The sequence below is a fragment of the Lentzea pudingi genome (assembly GCF_014646255.1).
Classification (GTDB): domain Bacteria; phylum Actinomycetota; class Actinomycetes; order Mycobacteriales; family Pseudonocardiaceae; genus Lentzea; species Lentzea pudingi.
Genome location: NZ_BMNC01000001.1, coordinates 16,763 through 33,913, shown reverse-complemented (window position 1 = coordinate 33,913; position 17,151 = coordinate 16,763). Strand labels below are relative to the sequence as shown.

The following is a 17,151-nucleotide window of genomic DNA, read 5'->3' as shown; positions in this document are numbered from 1 at the left end:
ATGCCGCTGTGACCATGACGACGCGAAAGGAGTCGGCGGTGTCGTCCGCGAGAATCACCGCCCTCGAGGCCGAGGTGGCGGGGCTGCGCAAAGCTCTGGTGTCCCGGACAGTCATCGGGCAGGCCACGGGCCTGATCGCCGCACGCAAACCCTGCACACCCCAGCAGGCGTTCCAGCTGCTGGTGCACATATCCCAGCACCACAACATCAAGCTGCACGTCGCCGCCGACCGGCTGGTGATGGCGTTCGTGCACGCCCAACTAGGACGACCTGTCGACCTGGCCGACCAGATGCTGTGGGATCACGTCGACGCGACCACCGCGAACGAGTCCGGTGGGAGCGACGACGGGATCGCCGAGGAAGTCAGCAGCACTTCTCCCTGAGGCAGCGGGACGGGGGTCGTGCCGAGGTTCACCACCACGCGGGTCGTACCGCGGTGCAACACGAAGCACTCCCCGTCCTGCTCCACCACGAACCTGTCGAGCCGCGGGTCGGCCAGCTCCGGGCGGGAGCGGCGCAACGCGATCAGCGCGCGATAGGTGTCCAGCACCTTCCCGTGCTCACCTTCCCGGACCTCGTCCCAGCGCAGCCGCGAGTTCTCGACGGTCTGCGGCGACATCGGGTCCGGAACGTCCGATTCACCCCACCCGTGCCGCGAGAACTCACGCCGCCGGCCGGTGCGAACGGCCTCCGCGAGGTGCTGGTCCGGGAACGACGCGAAGAACTGCCACGGCGTCGACGCGGCCCATTCCTCCCCCATGAAGATCATGGGCGTGTACGGCGAGGTGAGCACGATCGCCGCCGCGCACAACAACTTCCCCGTGGACACGGTCGCGGGCAGCCTGTCCCCCGTCGCCCGGTTGCCGACCTGGTCGTGGTTCTGCGTGTACGCCAGGAACCGGTGACCGGGGATCAGCGCGGTGTCGACCGGCTTGCCGTGGTGCTTCTCCCGGAACGAGGACCAGGTGCCGGCGTGGAAGAACACCTTCTCCAGCGTGTTCTTCACCGCCCCTGGCGCCGCGAAGTCCTCGTAGTAACCGAACTTCTCACCCGTCAGTGCGACGTGCAGGCAGTGGTGCAGGTCGTCCGACCACTGCGCGTGCAGGCCGTAGCCGCCACCTTCGCGCGCCGTCACCAGCTTCGCGTCGTTCAGGTCGGACTCGGCGATCAGCGTGAGCGGACGGCCGACGGACGCGGAGAGTGCGTCCACCTCGACGGCCAGCTCCTCCAGGACGTGTGTCGCCCGCTGGTCCGCCAGCGCGTGCACGGCGTCGAGCCGCAGCCCGTCGACGTGGAAGTCCCGCAACCACTGCAGCGCGTTGTCGACGACGTACCGGCGCACCTCGTCGGAGCCCGGCCCGTCCAGGTTGAGGCCAGGACCCCAGTCGTTGCGCCCGGCGAAGTACGGCCCGAACTTGTCGAGGTACGCGCCGGACGGCCCGAGGTGGTTGTAGACCACGTCCAGCAGCACGGCGAGCCCTCGGGCGTGACAGGCGTCCACGAACCGCTTGAAGCCGTCCGGGCCGCCGTAGGGCTCGTGGACGGCGCCCCACAGGACGCCGTCGTAACCCCAGCCCTCGACGCCGTCGAAGCTGTTGACCGGCATGACCTCGACGAACGAGATGCCCAGGTCCACCAGGTGGTCGAGCTTGCCGATGGCCGCGTCGAACGTGCCCTCCGGCGTGAACGTGCCGATGTGCAGCTCGTAGATCACGCCGCCCGGCAACGCCCGGCCGGTCCACCCGCTGTCGGTCCACGCGAAGTCGTGGCGGTACACCCGGGATGCCTCGTGCACCCCGTTCGGCTGCCACAGCGACCGCGGATCCGGGTACGCCTGACCTTCGATGACGAAGGCGTAGTCGGTGCCCTCCGCCCCAGGATCGATCTCGGCGGAAAACCACCAGTCGCCGTCGCGCTTCATCTCGTGGTCGAAGCCGTCGACGCGCACGTGCACCGACTCGGGCGTCGGCGCCCAGACGGAGAAGCTCACTGGTCCCCCTGCACGAGCAGCGCTACCGGATAGGTGTCGAGCAACGAGGCCAGGTCCGCGGTCGCGGTCCGCCCGGTGAGGACGTCCGTCCACTTGGTACCCGGCAACGGCAGAACCGTGTCCTGCCAACCCTTCTGCTCCAGCCCGACCGGCAACCGCGTCGCCACCGTGATCACGCCGGAGCGTTCGAACGCCAGCACGTGCTCGGCGGCCGGGCCCTCGGCGTGCAGCGGGCGGTAGCCGTGCAGGCCGCGCTTGCGCACGTGCAGGGCCTTCTGCACCACGAGGAGCTTCGCCGCGCCCGAGTCGTCGACCTCGGGCAGCCAGCCGGACTCGATGCGCGCCAGCATCTCCCGGCGCACGTCGTAGTCGACCGGCCGGCGGTTGTCCGGGTCGACCAGGGAGAAGTCCCACAGCTCGGTGCCCTGGTACACGTCCGGCACGCCGGGTGCGGTGAGCTGGACCAGCTTCTGTCCCAGCGAGTTCGACCAGCCGGGTGCCTTCAGCCGTTCGGCGAACGAGGCGACCTCGGGTTCGTTCAACACCTTGGCGGGCCACGCGGCCACCTCGGCGTCGAACTCGGTGTTCCGGTCGACCCACGACGTCTTGATCTTGGCTTCGCGGGAGGCCTTCTCCAGGTACTGGCCGAGGCGCTCCTCGGTGAGCGGCCACGCGCCGACGACCGACTGCCACGCCAGGCGGTTCAGCGTCGGCTCGGAGATGCCGTGCTTCGCGGTCATCGCGGACTCGAACGCCAGGTACTCGTCCGGGATCTCCGCCAGGACGGCGAGCCGCGCCCGGACGTCCTCCGAGCGCTTGGTGTCGTGCGTGGACAGCGCCGTCATCGCGGCCGGCTCCGCGGACTCACGCCGGGCCGCGCGCTGGTGGAACTCGTCGACGGGCAGCCCGAAGCGGTCCGGCGAGCCGCCGACCTCGTTGAGCGCCACGAAGTTCGTGTACCGGTAGAAGGCGGTGTCCTCGGTGCCCTTCGCGACGACCATGCCGGACGTCTGCTGGATCCTGGTCGCCAGCTCACCGTGCGGGTCGGCGCGGACCTGCTCGTCCAGCGCGCGCACGGCGGGCGACTTCGACAGCGCGACCGCGGTCTCCCAGTGGTGCAGGCCTTCCGGGAGGTACGACCGGTACACCGGGAAGTTGACCATCACCTCGGCGACGGCGCGGCAGGCGTCCTCGAACTCGACGCCCTGCACGAGCCGTGCGATGCGGCGCACCTCGGCCACCAGGATCGAGTCCGCGACCTGCTGCCGCGACGTGTGCTCGACCGTGTGGAAATCGCCCGCGAAGGCCTCGGTCGGGGCGATGAACACGCCGCAGATCTCGCGCAGCGCGTCGTAGCCCGTGGTGCCGTCGACCGGCCAGCTCTGCGGCAGCGCCTCGTCCGGCCCGAGGATCTTCTCCACGACGAGCCAGCCGTCGAAGTGCTCGCGCAGCCGCCGGAAGTAGCCGCCGGGGTCGGCGAGCCCGTCCGGATGGTCGATGCGCAACCCCGTGACACCCCACGACAGCACCGCGCGGTGCGTCGCCTCGAAGACCTCCGGGTCCTCGACCCGGATCGCCGCGAGCTCGGTGATGTCGAAGAACCTGCGGTAGTTGAGCTCGGTGTTGCCCCGCCGCCAGTTCGCCTTCAGGTAGTGCTCGTGGACCTCGTCCTCGGCGTCCTCGCCGAGCACCGGCAACAGCACCTTGCCCGAGGACCAGTCGATGTCGAAGTACCGCGCGTACTCGGAAGCCTGCCCGTGTTCGAGAACGTCCTCCCACCACGGGTTCGGCACCACCATGTGGTTCGGCACGATGTCGACGACCAGCCCGAGGTCGAGCGACTTCAGCCGGTCCTGGAGGGCGACCCGCTCGGTGTCGCCACCGAGTTCGGGCCGCGCCCGCGTCGGATCGGTGACGTCGTAGCCGTGCGTCGAGCCCTCCCGCGCGTCGAGCATCGGCGACGCGTACAGCGCGCCGACGCCCAGCCGCGCCAGATAGTCCGCGATGCCGGTGGCGTCGGCGAACGTGAAGGACGGGGTGAACTGGACCCGGTACGTCGAGGACGGCGCGCCCATCAGCCGACCCGCTGCAACACGACGAGCGACCGTGCGGTCAGCGTGAGCTGCCCGGACGCCGCCACCGGCTTCTCGTTGCCGCCGACCTGACCGGTCGTGGTGTCCACGACGACCCTCCACTCAGGACCGTAATCCGCTTCCGGCAACGTCACCTCGATGTCCTCGTAGTGCGCGTTGAACGCCATCAGGAACGAGTCGTCCGTCACGCGCATGCCGCGCGAGTCGAGGTCGGGGATGCCCTCGCCGTTGAGGAAGACGACGATGCACTTGCCCAGGTCGTCCTCCCAGTTCTGCTCGGTCATCTCCTCGCCCGCGGGCGTGAACCACGCGATGTCGCGCAGCTCGTCACCCTTGCGGATCGGCCGGCCCGCGAAGAACCTGCGGCGGCGGAACACCGGGTGCGCCTTGCGGAACTTCGCGAGCTCCGAGGTGAACTCGGCGAGCTCGGCGTTGGCCTCCAGCAACGACCAGTCGACCCACGAGACCTCGTTGTCCTGGCAGTACGCGTTGTTGTTGCCGTTCTGCGTGCGGCCGAACTCGTCGCCGTTCACGATCATCGGCACGCCCTGCGAGAGCAGCATCGTCGCCATCAGGTTGCGCCGCTGGCGCCGCCGGAGCGCGAGGATCTCCTCGTCGTCCGTCGGGCCCTCGACACCGCAGTTCCAGGACCGGTTGTGGCTCTCCCCGTCCTGGTTGTCCTCGCCGTTGGCCTCGTTGTGCTTCTCGTTGTACGACACCAGGTCGTTGAGCGTGAAGCCGTCGTGCGCCGTCACGAAGTTGATCGACGCGTACGGGCGGCGGCCATCGTCCTGGTAGAGGTCGCTGCTGCCCGTGATCCGGGAGGCGAACTCGCCGAGCGTTGCCGGCTCGCCGCGCCAGAAGTCGCGCACGGTGTCGCGGTACTTGCCGTTCCACTCCGTCCACAGTGGAGGGAAATTGCCGACCTGGTAGCCACCGGGACCGACGTCCCACGGCTCCGCGATCAGCTTGACCTGCGACACCACCGGGTCCTGCTGCACGACCTCGAAGAACGTCGCCAGCCGATCGACGTCGTAGAACTCCCGCGCCAGCGTCGCCGCCAGGTCGAACCGGAAACCGTCCACGTGCATCTCGGTGACCCAGTACCGCAACGAGTCCATGATCAGCTGCAACGTGTGCGGCGACCGCACGTTCAACGAGTTACCCGTACCCGTGTAATCCGTGTAGTACTGCGGGTTCTCGTCCTCGAGCCGGTAGTACGACTCGTTGTCGATACCGCGCATCGACAACGTCGGCCCGAGGTGGTTGCCCTCCGCAGTGTGGTTGTAGACCACGTCGAGGATGACCTCGATGCCCGCCTGGTGCATGGCGCGCACCATGCCCTTGAACTCCTGCACCTGGTTCAGCGGCAACGCCGAGTAGCCATCGTGCGGCGCGAAGAACCCGATCGTGTTGTAACCCCAGTAGTTGCTGAGCCTGCGCTCCGCCAGAGTGTGGTCGCTGATGAACTGGTGCACCGGCATCAGCTCGACCGCGGTGACCCCCACCTTGATGAGGTGGTCGATCATCACCGGATGCGCGAGACCCGCGTACGTGCCGCGCAGCCGCGGCGGGATCTCCGGGTGGTCGATGGTGAGACCGCGGACGTGCGCCTCGTAGATGACGCTCTCGTTGTACGGCGTCTTGGGCAGCCTGTCGTTCGTCCAGTCGAAGAACGGGTTCACCACCACGGACTTCGACACGTGGGGAGCGGAGTCGGCGTCGTTGCGCTCGTCCGGCGACCCGAACTTGTACCCGTACAGCGCCTCGTCCCACGCGAGACCGCCCGAGATGGCCTTGGCGTACGGGTCGATCAGCAGCTTGTTGGGGTTGCACCGCAGGCCGCGGGCGGGGTCGTGCGGGCCGTGCACGCGGTATCCGTAGCGCTGACCGGGGCCGACGCCCAGCAGGTAACCGTGGTGGACGAAGCCGTCCACCTCGGGCAGCCTCACGCGTGTCTCTGTGCCGTCGTCGTCGAAGAGGCAGAGCTCGACGTACTCCGCGACCTCGGAGAACAGGGCGAAGTTCGTACCTACGCCGTCATATCCAGCGCCAAGCGGGTAGGGCCTTCCAGGCCAGGGTCGCACGATGCTGTTGCTCCTCGTTCACAAGCGGCGGGCTACCGACAGACCATATCCGGGCGGTGAGGTGCTTGCACCACACCGATTCCGGTGGTCCAGGTCCTCGTCTGACCCGGTTGCCCGGTGCGAGGTGGACGCTTCCCGGCCACCGGCCCGCGCGGCGCGGGTCCTCCGGTCGGCTCCACGTCCGTTCGAGCCTTGCGGCTCCAGGTCTCCGGCCTCTCCAGCACCTGTCTGCTCACCACCAACGCTCCGAGGTTGCGTGCGCGTTCGGATCTCGACCGACCACTACCCCGCACGACTCGCGGCGAAACACCCGGATGTGCGGCGGCAGCCCGGTTTTCACCACCCCGCAACGCGAGCAGGTCTTCGACGCGGGAACCAGCGAGCTGCCGCGACCTGACGACCACCCCGCCGGCGCGTTTCGCACGCCGGTCGGCGCCGGAACCCGGCGGCAGCCCGGGCGAGTCGGCGGCTGCTCCGCATCCGGGACGCGGTAGGGCCCTCGACCACGTCGACCACGAGGTGGTGGACGCCGTCGCGGTGCTGATCCGCCTGTCTGGTTCGACGCGCCCCAGTCGAACGCGAACCTCTCGGCGCCACAGTGCGCGGACAGTGCCCGCGCCTGCGTCGGGTCGAATGCGAGCCGGTGTGCCTGGTGGACGATCACACTGCGAACCCTACGAGTGGGCACCGACAATTCCGGGCCCATGCGGAAGGGTTCTCACGAGAGTGGGAGCGGCTTAATTCGATCGTGTGATCGTCATCCACAGGCGATTACCGAATGCAGTCAAACTCCTTCGTGCGCCAGCACGAGTTGACCGCGGGCGGCGGTCAGCAGCGTGCGTGCCTCCTGGATCTCCACGTACTTCAGGTGTTCACAAGCGGCCTCCGCGCACGCCAGCGCGAGCTGCAGGGCGGTGTTGTCCTCCACGGGACCTGTGCCCCGCAGCGCGTCACGCAGCGATTCCTCCGCGCGCCGTGCCCCGACCACCGGGTCGCCGAGTGCGGTCGGCCTCACCGAGGCGAGAACCTGTTCGACGGCCAGTTCAAGCACGCCGGTCGATGTCCGCGTGCCCACGGCTGAGCTCATTTGGTACGCCACCTCCAAGAACGTTCGTCTTCCGCCGTCCGGTGACGGCCTTATCGTACTCCCCAGGTCTATGACCTGCCGTTGCGCAAAAGTTTCATCTTCCGCGGTTGCGGAGTGGCCTGGTGACTTCCCTGACTCGTGGGAAAAATTCGTCCAGCGCCACCGGAAGGGGAATTCTCCAGTTCGGGTGCTCGTCGATCGTGCCCGGCACGTTGGGCTGCCGGGTTTCCCGCAGAGCGTCCTGGGGTGAGGTCAGGACCAGCGCGCAGGGAGACTGCGCGAGCAGCTCGTGGGCGCCCTCGACCCTGTCCGCGGGCTTGATGCCCTCCTGGCGCATCAACGCGTCGAAGTCGGGGCCGTCCGGGCCCGCGAAGAAGGTCGCCGCGGTCGGCAGGTCGTGCGTGGAGATGCTGGCCATCTGGTTGGGGTTCCACTGCGACGGCGGGATCAGCGGCTCGCCCTCGGCGTAGTAGTCGCGCTGGAAGTAGAGGACGGCGCTGGTCAGCATGCCGTTCTCCTGCAGGGTCTTGGTGACGATCGGCTCGACCGTGCCGAGGTCCTCGCCCACCACGACCGCGCCGGCCCGGTACGCCTCCAGCGCGAGCACGCCGAGCATGGCGTCCGCGTCGTAGTAGACGTACGTGCCGCGCGACGGCGGCTCGCCCGGCGGGATCCACCAGAGCCGCCACAGGCCCGCGACGTGGTCGATGCGGATTCCGTCGGCGTGCTGCAGGACGCTGCGCACCACCTGCCGGAACGGCCGGTAGCCGGTCTCGGCGAGCTTGTCCGGGCGCCACGGCGGCAGCCCCCAGCCCTGGCCGTCCGCGCTGAACGCGTCGGGCGGCGCGCCGACCGTGACGTCGATGGCGAACACGTCGGGGTCGGCGAACGTGTCGGCGCCGCCGGGGGCCACGCCCACCGGGAGGTCGTGGATGACGCCGACGGCCATGCCGGCCTCGTGCGCGGCGAGCCGCACGTCCTGCAGCTGACGGGTGCAGAGGTGCTGCAGCCAGGCGTAGAAGGCGACCCGGTCCGCAGGCGGCTCCGGGCGGTCCTCCGGCCACTCGCGCCAGTCCGCGCCGTGGATCTCGGCGAGCGCGCAGTACGTCGCGAACTTCTCCAGCTCGGCATCCATCTCGACCTCGCCGCCGGGGAAGAGCAGCTCGAGGGCCTGCCTCTTCGCCTCCCAGACGGCGTCGTAGTCGATCAGGTCCTGGTTCTCGGGCTTGAGGTCGCGGACGAGCTGCCGGGTGCGCGGGCAGGCCGACAGGAACTCGGCGGTGTCGGTGACGCGCAGGTACAGCGGGTTCGCGAACCGGCGGCTGGTCGGCGAGTACGGCGAGCGCTCGACGGGGTGCGTCGGTGCCGGGGCCTGCACGGGGTTGACGAGCACCACGCCGGCGTCGAGTTCGAGGGACGAGCGGCGCGCGATCGTGGCGAGGTCGGCGAAGTCGCCCATCCCCCACGACTCCTTCGAGCGCGCGGCGTAGAGCTGCAGCATCCAGCCCCAGGTGTGCGGGACCTCCGGCAGCGTCCTCGGTGCGACGGCGAGCGTGACGGTCTGCTCCGGCGTCACCACGCGGTGCCAGCCGAGCGGGACCGAGTCGGGGACGTGCCGTTCGACGGCGAACGACGTGCCGTCCTCGAGCTCGATGGTCGCGGGACCGCGCAGGTCGTACGTCTCGTACTCGCGGATGACGATCGTGGGCGGGAGCTTCTGCTCGGCCCGGCGCCGCTCGACCTCGGCGAGCTCGCGGGCGACCGAGTCCTCAGTGGACGCGTCGACCCCGAACTGGGCGAGGACCTTGACGACGACCTCGTGATCGACGACGACCTCTTGCTGGTCCGCGTTCTCGTACCGAGTGGCCACGCCCCAAGCGTCCGCCAGCCGCGCCACCAACTTCTCCACAACTACAACCTATGTCACAGCCCGGTCCGCATTACCAGAGCAAATGGTCCCTGGTCACCCGAAGGGTGCAGGCCGGTCGGGACACCTACGCAGAGATGCATTCACTTAGACATCCGATGCTTCTCGTGGAACAGCCACGACGGCTTCGACCTCGACCAGGAAGTCGGGCCCGAACAAGGCGGCGACCTGAACCAGCGTGCTGGCCGGGTTGGGCACGTCCCCCAGCACGGGACGCAGGATCTCGTCACGCACGTCGCGAATGGTCTGCACGTCCGAGGCGTCGATGACGAACCAGGTGAACTTGACGACATCCGACCAGTTCGCGCCCAAACCTCGAATGATGTGATGAAGATTGCCCAGCGCCTGCCGCGTCTGCGCCGCCAGGTCGTCCACCCCGACCACGCAGCCCCTGGCGTCGACCGCGACCTGACCGGAGACGAACGCGAGCGTGCCGGTGACCGTCACGGCGTGGGCGTAGCCGGGGGTGGTGGGCAGGTCGGGGAGCTCGGTCAGGCGCTCTGGGACGGGCATGGCGCCACAGTACTCAGGCGACCGGCCCGCTGGAGTTGCGCACGACCAGCCGCACCGGGTGCTCCGCCGGTTCGATCTCCCCGCCCCTGATCAGCGTGAACAGGTCGGCGACGGCCCGCTCCCCCTGCTCCTTGGCCGCCCCCTCGACGGAGGTCAGCCCGACGACGCGGGTGAGCTCCTGCCCGTCCAGCGACACGATCGACACCTCGTCCGGCACCGCGCGCCCGTCCCGCTGCATGCGCAGGAAGATCCCGACCGCCGCGGCGCCGTTCGAGCTGATCACCGCGGTGGGCAGGCGTTCGCCGTCGAGCAGGACGTCGACCACCTGCTCGCCGCCGTCGACGGTCGGCGAGCACCACACCGTCCACTCAGGACGCACGGAGAGCCCGGCGGCGACCAGGATCTCGTCGTACGACTCGTCCACGCCGTCGGCGAGCACCAGCGCCACGTCGCGGTGCCCCAGGGTCAGCAGGTGCGAGACAGCGGTCTGCAGCGCGTGGCGCAGATCGGTGTCGTCGACCGTGACGTGCGGGACCTCCAACGACTCCAACGCCGTCCGCTCCGCCGAGGACAGCGACATCGACAGCAGCAGCACACCGTCCACACGGCGGCCCAGCGGGAGCTCGCCGAAGAACTTCGCGCGCCCGTCCGCGTCACCCAGCACGTAGAGCAGCACGTCGTAGCCGGCCTGCCGCAACGCGCCCTCCGCGCCCGCGAGCACCGGGCTCACCTCGGACGTCAGCACCGCGATCGCGTACCGGCGGCCACCGGCCAAAGAGGAGGCGTCGCGCGCGATCGCGTACTTCATCCGCCGGGCGATCTCGCTCACGTGCTGCCTGGTCGCCTCGGACACGCCCGGTTCGCCCCGCAGGGCACGCGATACGGTCGCAGCGGACACCCCTGCGGCCTTGGCCACGTCGGACATGCTGGTCACGGCCCGAGCGTATTGGAGATCCATGAAGCCCGGCGACCTCGCCCCCGACTTCTCCCTGCCCGACCAGGACGGCACCGAGCGCAAGCTCTCCGAACTGCTCGGGAACGGCCCGGTCGTGCTGTTCTTCTACCCCGCCGCGATGACGTCCGGGTGCACCGCGCAGAGCTGCCACTTCCGCGACCTGGCGAGCGAGTTCGCGCAGGCGGGCGCGCAGCGCGTCGGCATCTCGCGCGACGACGTGGCGACGCAGAAGGAGTTCGCGGAGCTGAACGGCTTCGACTACCCGCTGCTCGCCGACGTGGCAGGCGAGGTCGCGGAGCTGTTCGGGGTCAAGCGCAGGTTCGGGCCGATCCCGGTCAAGCGGCACACGTTCGTCATCGGCACCGGCCGCGAGATCATCGAGGTGATCAAGAGCGAGTTCTCGATGAACGCGCACGCGGACAAGGCGCTGGAGGCACTCAGGAGTCGGTGATCGTCAGCACGCCGTAGGGCCCGGAAGCCTTGCCCTCGCGGACAGTCGCGCCGTCGACGGTGTACTTGCCGTGCACCTCGGCGCCGTCCGGGCCCGCGACCACGACGAGCATCACGGACTTGGAGGCGGTGTCCGCGGGCACCTCGACGGTGCGCGTCCACGGCAGCGTCACGCTCGACTCGTTGTGGATGGACGTGCCGACGGTCGCGGTGACGTTGAAGGCCTTGCCCGTGCCGGTCACCTCGAACACGACCACCCGTTTCGCCGGTGCGGCGGGAGGTTCGGGCACCACCGCGGGCGGCGGCGCGGGCTCGGGTTCGGCGGTCTGGACGGCGTTGCGGGCCGCGTCGAACACCCGAGGCCCGTACACCACGCCGCCGACGGCCAGCAGTGCGAGGACGAGCAGGAAGATCCACGGGCCTGTCCGCGTCTTGGGCGCGTCGCCGTGCAACGGCGGTGCGAGGCCGTACTCCGGTGGCTGGTGCGACATGGGACCCCCTCACCGGAGGTGTCGATCTCCCCTGAGCCGTCGTTACCTCCGGAGAGCGGCGAGCAACTCCCCCGCGAGGTCCAGGTACTCGTCGACTGATCCCGCGGTCTGCTGGAAGTCGGCGAACATTTCGTCCACGACCCCGTCGACCGTCCGCGCGTAGTCCGCGAGCTGCCCGACGGTGCCGGTGTGCGGCACGTGCGCCGGGTCGGCCTTCTCGGTGGTGACGTGCGGGTTGATCCGCAACGGGAACCGCAGCGCGTCCGGGTCGCGGCCGTACGACCCGGCCTGCTTGCGGATCGACGCGATGGTCGCGGTGAGCGCCGGCAGCGGCAGGCCGACGGCGAGCCAGCCGTCCGCGCGCCGCGCGACGCGGGTGAACGCCGCCGGTACCAGTCCCGCGAGCAGCACGGGCGGACGCGGGCGTTGCACGGGCCTGGCCCTCACCACCGACTCCGGCACCGTCCACAACGGACCTTCGTGCGCCACCAGGTGACCGTCCGCCCAGAAGGCGTCCAGCACGTCGAGCGTCTCCTCCAGCCGGGCACCGCGGCCCGCCCACGGCACACCGGCCGCCTGGTACTCGTCGCGCGACCACCCGGCGCCGATGCCGAGGTCGATCCGGCCGCCGCTGAGCTGGTCGAGCGTGGTCACGGTGCGGGCGAGCAGCGCGGGTGGCTGCCAGAGCGCGTTGAGGGTGCTCGTGCCGAGCCTGGCCCGCGAGGTCGTCGCCGCCACCGCGGCGAGCAGGGTCAGCGGGTCCAGGAAGTTCTCGTACTCGGTGGGGACGACGCCGTCGCGGCTGACGTAGCGGTCGCGCGGCGCGGTCGGGAGCAGCAGCCGGTCGCCCACCCACAGGCTGTCGAAGCCCATGGCCTCCGCCTCGGCGGCCACCCGCAGCGTGACGGCCGGGTCGGCGAAGCGGCCGTACTGGGGCAGGGCGAGGCCGACCCTCATGCCGCCAAGCCCGCCAGCACGAAGTCCCCGATCTCCCCGGCCAGCTGACCTGGTGTCTTCGACCCGTCCGGCCGGAACCACATCGGCAGCTGGTTCACGACCCCGAGCGCGATCCGCACCACCGTGTCGGCGGGGACCAGTGAGCTGAACTCGCCGTCCGCCTGCCCCTTCTCCACGACCGCGAGGAACGTCTCGTGGTAGCGGCGGCGTTCGGCGCGGAAGTCCGTCATCCGCTCCTCGCCGAGCCGGTGCAGCTCGCGGACGAACACCGCCGTCTCGTCGACCCGTTCGGCCGTCGACGAGACGAGCGACGCGAGGATCTCGCGCACCGTCTCGCCTGCGGGCAGGCCGAGCCCGATGATCCGGTCCATGTCGGCTGCCTGGGCCGTGATCAGCAGCCGGTAGATCTCGAACAGCAGGTCGTCCTTGGAGCGGAAGTAGTGGTAGAGCGCGCCCTTGGTGATGCCGGCGGCGTTGACGATCTCCTGCACCGAGGTCGCGTCGTAGCCCTGCGACGCGAACAGGCGCACGGCCGCGTCGATGATCTTCTGCTCGGTCGTGCTGGACATCGGTCACCTCTTGGGTGCGAGCGCGCGCACTTGCTCGACCTGGTCCCCACCGGTCGGGAGCAGCGCGATGATCGGGGTGTCGACGCCGTTCGCCTGGTACTCGGCGACGCGGTCACGGCATTGGTCGGGCGACCCGTGCACGACGAGCGCGTCCACGACCTCGTCCGGGATCGACTTCGACGCGGCCTTGCGGTCGCCCGCGGCCCACGCCTCGTGCATCGGCCGCAGCGCCTCGCCGCGGCCCAGCCAGTCGTGGAACGCCGCGTAGGCGGGCACGGTCAGGTAGGTGCTGATCAGCATGCGGCCCAGCGCCCGCGCGGCGTCGGCGTCCTCGGTCGGGCAGACGAAGATCCGTGCCGCGAGCTCGGCGTCGCCCAGTTCCGCGCGCACCTGCGGCACGTCGGAGGCGGCCAGCCAGTTCGTGATCGCGCCGTCGGCCTCGCGACCGGCCAGGCGCAGCATGTTCGGGCGCAGCGCCGCGAGCATGATCGGCACCTTCTCCGCCGGCGGGCGCTCCAGCTTGAACCCCTTCACCGAGAACGTGTCGTAGTCGGCGGAGACCTTCTCGCCCGCGAGCGCGGCCTTCAGGAAGCGCAGCGTGTCGCGGGTGCGTTTGAACGGCTCCTCGAACGGGATCGCGTTCCAGCGCTGCACGATCGCGGGCGACGACGAGCCGATGCCCAGCACGAACCGGCCACCGGTCACCTCCGCGAGCGTCGCGGCGGTCATCGCCAGGGTGGCGGGGCCGCGCGTGTAGACGGGCGCGATCGCCGGGCCGAAGCGCAGTTCGGAGGACCACTGCGCGGCCAGGGCGAGCGGCGTGAACGCGTCGGTGCCCGTCGTCTCGGCCGACCACACGTCCGTGTAGCCGAGCCCGGCGAGCTCGGACACCAGCGCGCGGTGCTCCAGCACCGGCACGCCGATCAACGGCAGCGTGATTCCCCAACGAGCCATGAACGCCTCCAGGTGAGCAGCTTCGCCGCCACCCTACCGACCGGTCGGTATGCCCACAACCTCACCGCTTGCGGGCCATGGTCAGCCCGTCCGCGATGGGCACGAGCACCGCCTCGACGCGCGGGTCGGCGCGCACGAACCTGTTGAAGGCGTCGATCGCGGCGGCGTTGCCCTCCGGCTGCTCGGCGGCGGCCTCGCCGTAGTAAAGGGTGTTGTCGGCGAGCAGCAGGCCGCCTTGGCGGACACGCGGCACCAGCAGGTCCCAGTAGTGGACGTACCCGACCTTGTCCGCGTCGATGAAGACCAGGTCGATGACGGGTTCCTCCGGCATCTCGGCCAGCGTCTGGGCGGCCGCGCCGAGTCTCAGCTCGATCCGGTCGCGCACGCCCGCCGCCTGCCACGCCTCCTCGGCGATCGCGGTCCACTCGGCGGAGACGTCGCAGGTGATGACCTTGCCGGACGGGGGAAGTGCCTGCGCGAACGCCAGCGTGGAGTACCCCGTGTACGTGCCGACCTCGACCACGGTCTGCGCGCCGGTGAGCTTGACCAGCAACGACAGCAGCACCGCCTGCTCGTGCGGGATCTGCATCTCCGCCGAGTCGCCGAGCTCCAGCGTGCGGGCGATGAGCTTCTCCTGCACCGCGCTGGGCCGGCCTGCCTGCTCGCGCACGTAGCGGTAGATCTGCGGGGTCATGACCACGGCCTTGAAGTCGTTCACGCGCGGCCTTCTCTCATAGTCGGGTGGCGAACGTCCTGAGTGTCTCGCCGTGCTCGCTCCTCAGCGGGTGTTTCGCGAGGTCGTGACCGATCGCGGACAAGACGGCGGCGCGGTGGGCGCGGTAGCGGCTCACGCACACGTTCTCCCGGCTGACGAGGAAGAACTCGTCGAACCGGGCGCGCTCGGCGTCGGTGGTGGTCGTGCGCGACCGGCCGGACTCGCGCAGCAGCGACGGGCCGCCGGGCACGAGCCTGCGCATGACCTCCATGTGTGCCACCAGGTTCGCCTTGCTCGCGGAGGAGAGCGGTTCGGCCGCCACAGGCCCCAGTGCGGCACGAGCCCGGCGCAACAGGTCTGGCAGGGGCTCGTAGTCACGTGCCCACCGCCCGCTGAACGCCGGGTCGAACGTCACCATCATCGGCCGGATGACGTCCTCGTACATCTCACGGGAACAACTGCCCGAATAGGCGAGCATCACCGAGTACGCGTCGTATCCAAGCGCAGCGAGGCGGACTGACCGCGAATCAGGCTCACGTATCAGCCGATCGAGTGAAGCCGAAAGAAACTTCCAGACCAGGAACGCGCCGTGATGGCCGAGGAACCACCGGTGCACCGCGTGTTCCACCGGATCCTCCGGTGTGCGGATGGAGATCGGGAGCTGGAAGCAGCCGTCCGCGCACGGAATCAGTTCCGTGCCCGGCATCGGCATTCGCAGCACCGGCAGGTCCACCCAGGTGTGCCCCCACGCGGGGAGACAGACGGGAGCACTCATCAAACACCCTCCACTTCGGACACGAGGGCGTCGAGGACGTCCGCCACCCGGCCCAGCGAGACGTCCAGCGGCCGATCTTCCACGATCGGCGGCACCTCCAGCGCCAACCGGTCGAACACCGCCGCGAGCCGGGGCGCCTGCGGGCGGCGCGCACCGACGTGCACGGCCTGGCGCAACGCGATCGCGACCCCGGCGTGCAGGTACCGCAGCAACCTCGCCTGGTCCAGCGCGGTGAGCGCGGCCTGGGTGCCGAACGGGACGACGTCCTGGTTGTGCAGGTTCGTCGGCAGGCTCTGCATCGAGGCGGGCGCGGCGGCCCTGCGCATCGCGGCGACGGTGGCGGTCATCGAGAGCTGCACGCCCTGCAACGCGTGGTGCTGACCGGGCAGCGGGCTCAGCATCGGCGGCAACCCGTTGGTGCGGTGGGGATCCACCAGCAGGTCCAGCTGGCGTTCGGCCAGGTTGCCCAGCTGCACCAGGGCGACGTTGAGCTGATCGGCCGCGAAGGCGCTGGGCTGGCCGAAGAAGTTGCCGCCGTGCACGACCTCCCCGGTCTCCGGGAAGAACAACGGGTTGTCGCTCACGCCGTTCAGGTCGCGGCGCACCACCTCGTCCGCGTGCCGCACGCTCGTGCGGGCCGCGCCGATCAGCTGTGGTGTGCAACGGATGCTGTACGGCTCTTGGAGCGACCGCTCACCGGATGGCCTACTGCCTTCGAGCCACGTCCTGATGGACGCACCCGTTTCAGCGACGTCCGGATGCCCGAACGCGGCCAGTAGTCCAACCGACGTGAACTCGGTGCCGCACCCCAGGACGTCGGTCATCAAGGCGGACAACAACTCCGCCGTCCGGCGCGCACGGACCGCCTGCGCGACAGCGAGTCCGAGCGCCGCGGCCGTCACCGAGGTGCCGTTCACCAACGCGAGCGCGTCCCGTCCGTCGAGCACGAGCTCGACCAGCCCGGCCCGTGTGAGCGCTTCCCCGGCGGGCATCAGTCTTCCTTGGAAGAACGCGTTACCGTTACCGCGCAACGCATGTGCCACGTAGGCGAGCGGCTGGAGATCACCACTCGCGCCGACCGACCCCAATCGTGGTACCGCTGGGGCGAACTCGGTGTCCAGCATGGCAGTCAGCGAGTCCACGACCTGCTGGGACACTCCGGATCGCCCTTGCGCCAACGAGAAAAGCCGGGCGAGCACGGCCGCACGAGCCACGGCTGGCGGTAGCAGCTCACCGTGGCCGACTATGAGGTGGATTATGGTGTTGTCGCACTGGCTGGCGCTGTCCGCGCGGCCCGCGAACTCGACCAGCGGGCCGAAACCCGTTGTGACACCGTAGATCGGGCGTCCGGAAGCGCTGACTTCGAGCACGAACTCGCGACAGCGCGCGATCCGCGCGCGCACGTCCGCCGGCAGTGCGACGTGCAGCGGGTCGCGGGCGAGCTCGAGCTGCGCCGGTTCGAGGTGCGAGGCCAGATTCAGGGCAGCAGAAGAGGTTCCGACAGGCACGACGCCTCCTGAGGACTGTGGGGAGCCACTCGCGACGATCCCGGTTGACCAGTCAGCGAGTAAGGGCCTTATGTACGCAC

At 69.8% G+C, this 17,151-nt stretch carries 16 protein-coding genes; 2 read left to right on the top strand and 14 right to left on the bottom strand.

The window, feature by feature from the left end; genetic code table 11:
- Positions 1-14: 14 nt before the first annotated feature.
- Positions 15-383 (top strand): ANTAR domain-containing protein, encoded by a 369-nt coding sequence (locus IEY88_RS00160; RefSeq protein WP_189152489.1) that lies wholly within the window; start codon positions 15-17, stop codon positions 381-383.
- Here the strand turns inward: IEY88_RS00160 and treZ are convergent.
- The 7 genes from treZ to IEY88_RS00120 form a co-directional block, all read right to left on the bottom strand.
- Complete coding sequence (gene treZ / locus IEY88_RS00155) at positions 302-1,990, bottom strand: malto-oligosyltrehalose trehalohydrolase (protein ID WP_189152488.1); 1,689 nt, start codon at positions 1,988-1,990, stop codon at positions 302-304. The genes IEY88_RS00160 and treZ overlap by 82 nt on opposite strands.
- Positions 1,987-4,065: a malto-oligosyltrehalose synthase gene (gene treY / locus IEY88_RS00150; RefSeq protein ID WP_189152487.1), complete on the bottom strand. Its 2,079-nt coding sequence runs from the start codon at positions 4,063-4,065 to the stop codon at positions 1,987-1,989. Before treY ends, treZ begins: the two co-directional genes overlap by 4 nt.
- Positions 4,065-6,170 (bottom strand): glycogen debranching protein GlgX, encoded by a 2,106-nt coding sequence (glgX, locus tag IEY88_RS00145; protein ID WP_189152486.1) that lies wholly within the window; start codon positions 6,168-6,170, stop codon positions 4,065-4,067. Before glgX ends, treY begins: the two co-directional genes overlap by 1 nt.
- Before the next feature lie 784 nt (positions 6,171-6,954).
- Positions 6,955-7,257 carry a hypothetical protein gene (locus tag IEY88_RS00135; RefSeq protein WP_189152484.1) on the bottom strand — a complete coding sequence of 101 codons (303 nt, stop codon included), beginning with the start codon at positions 7,255-7,257 and terminating at the stop codon, positions 6,955-6,957.
- 94 nt (positions 7,258-7,351) lie between these two features.
- Positions 7,352-9,166: a 4-alpha-glucanotransferase gene (locus tag IEY88_RS00130; RefSeq protein ID WP_189152483.1), complete on the bottom strand. Its 1,815-nt coding sequence runs from the start codon at positions 9,164-9,166 to the stop codon at positions 7,352-7,354.
- Positions 9,167-9,271: 105 nt separating this feature from the next.
- Positions 9,272-9,697 (bottom strand): RidA family protein, encoded by a 426-nt coding sequence (locus IEY88_RS00125; RefSeq protein ID WP_189152482.1) that lies wholly within the window; start codon positions 9,695-9,697, stop codon positions 9,272-9,274.
- 13 nt (positions 9,698-9,710) lie between these two features.
- Positions 9,711-10,622, bottom strand: a complete 912-nt coding sequence (locus IEY88_RS00120; RefSeq protein WP_189153455.1) for a LacI family DNA-binding transcriptional regulator — start codon at positions 10,620-10,622, stop codon at positions 9,711-9,713.
- 31 nt (positions 10,623-10,653) lie between these two features.
- On the opposite strand from IEY88_RS00120, the gene IEY88_RS00115 reads away from it, so the two are divergent.
- Positions 10,654-11,103, top strand: coding sequence for a peroxiredoxin (locus IEY88_RS00115; protein ID WP_189152481.1), 450 nt, complete (start codon positions 10,654-10,656; stop codon positions 11,101-11,103).
- Here IEY88_RS00115 and IEY88_RS00110 read toward each other — a convergent pair.
- From IEY88_RS00110 to IEY88_RS00080, 7 genes are all read right to left on the bottom strand, one after another.
- Positions 11,090-11,593, bottom strand: coding sequence for an MmpS family transport accessory protein (locus tag IEY88_RS00110; protein ID WP_189152480.1), 504 nt, complete (start codon positions 11,591-11,593; stop codon positions 11,090-11,092). The two genes, IEY88_RS00115 and IEY88_RS00110, sit on opposite strands and share 14 nt — an antisense overlap.
- 42 nt (positions 11,594-11,635) lie before the next feature.
- Positions 11,636-12,550, bottom strand: a complete 915-nt coding sequence (locus tag IEY88_RS00105) for a TIGR03619 family F420-dependent LLM class oxidoreductase (protein ID WP_189152479.1) — start codon at positions 12,548-12,550, stop codon at positions 11,636-11,638.
- A complete protein-coding gene (locus IEY88_RS00100) occupies positions 12,547-13,119 on the bottom strand; it encodes a TetR/AcrR family transcriptional regulator (RefSeq protein ID WP_189152478.1) in 573 nt (190 codons plus the stop codon). The genes IEY88_RS00105 and IEY88_RS00100 overlap by 4 nt, the downstream gene beginning before the upstream one ends.
- Positions 13,120-13,122: 3 nt before the next feature.
- The gene (locus IEY88_RS00095) at positions 13,123-14,073 is read right to left on the bottom strand and encodes an LLM class F420-dependent oxidoreductase (RefSeq protein WP_189152477.1); all 951 of its coding nucleotides are present in this window, start codon (positions 14,071-14,073) and stop codon (positions 13,123-13,125) included.
- Between the two features lie 61 nt (positions 14,074-14,134).
- Positions 14,135-14,791, bottom strand: a complete 657-nt coding sequence (locus tag IEY88_RS00090; RefSeq protein ID WP_229692959.1) for an O-methyltransferase — start codon at positions 14,789-14,791, stop codon at positions 14,135-14,137.
- Between the two features lie 13 nt (positions 14,792-14,804).
- On the bottom strand, positions 14,805-15,563 hold the full coding sequence (locus IEY88_RS00085; RefSeq protein WP_189152476.1) for a 3-methyl-L-tyrosine peroxygenase-related protein: 759 nt from the start codon (positions 15,561-15,563) through the stop codon (positions 14,805-14,807).
- The gene (locus IEY88_RS00080; protein WP_229692958.1) at positions 15,563-17,071 is read right to left on the bottom strand and encodes an HAL/PAL/TAL family ammonia-lyase; all 1,509 of its coding nucleotides are present in this window, start codon (positions 17,069-17,071) and stop codon (positions 15,563-15,565) included. Before IEY88_RS00080 ends, IEY88_RS00085 begins: the two co-directional genes overlap by 1 nt.
- Positions 17,072-17,151: the final 80 nt, after the last annotated feature.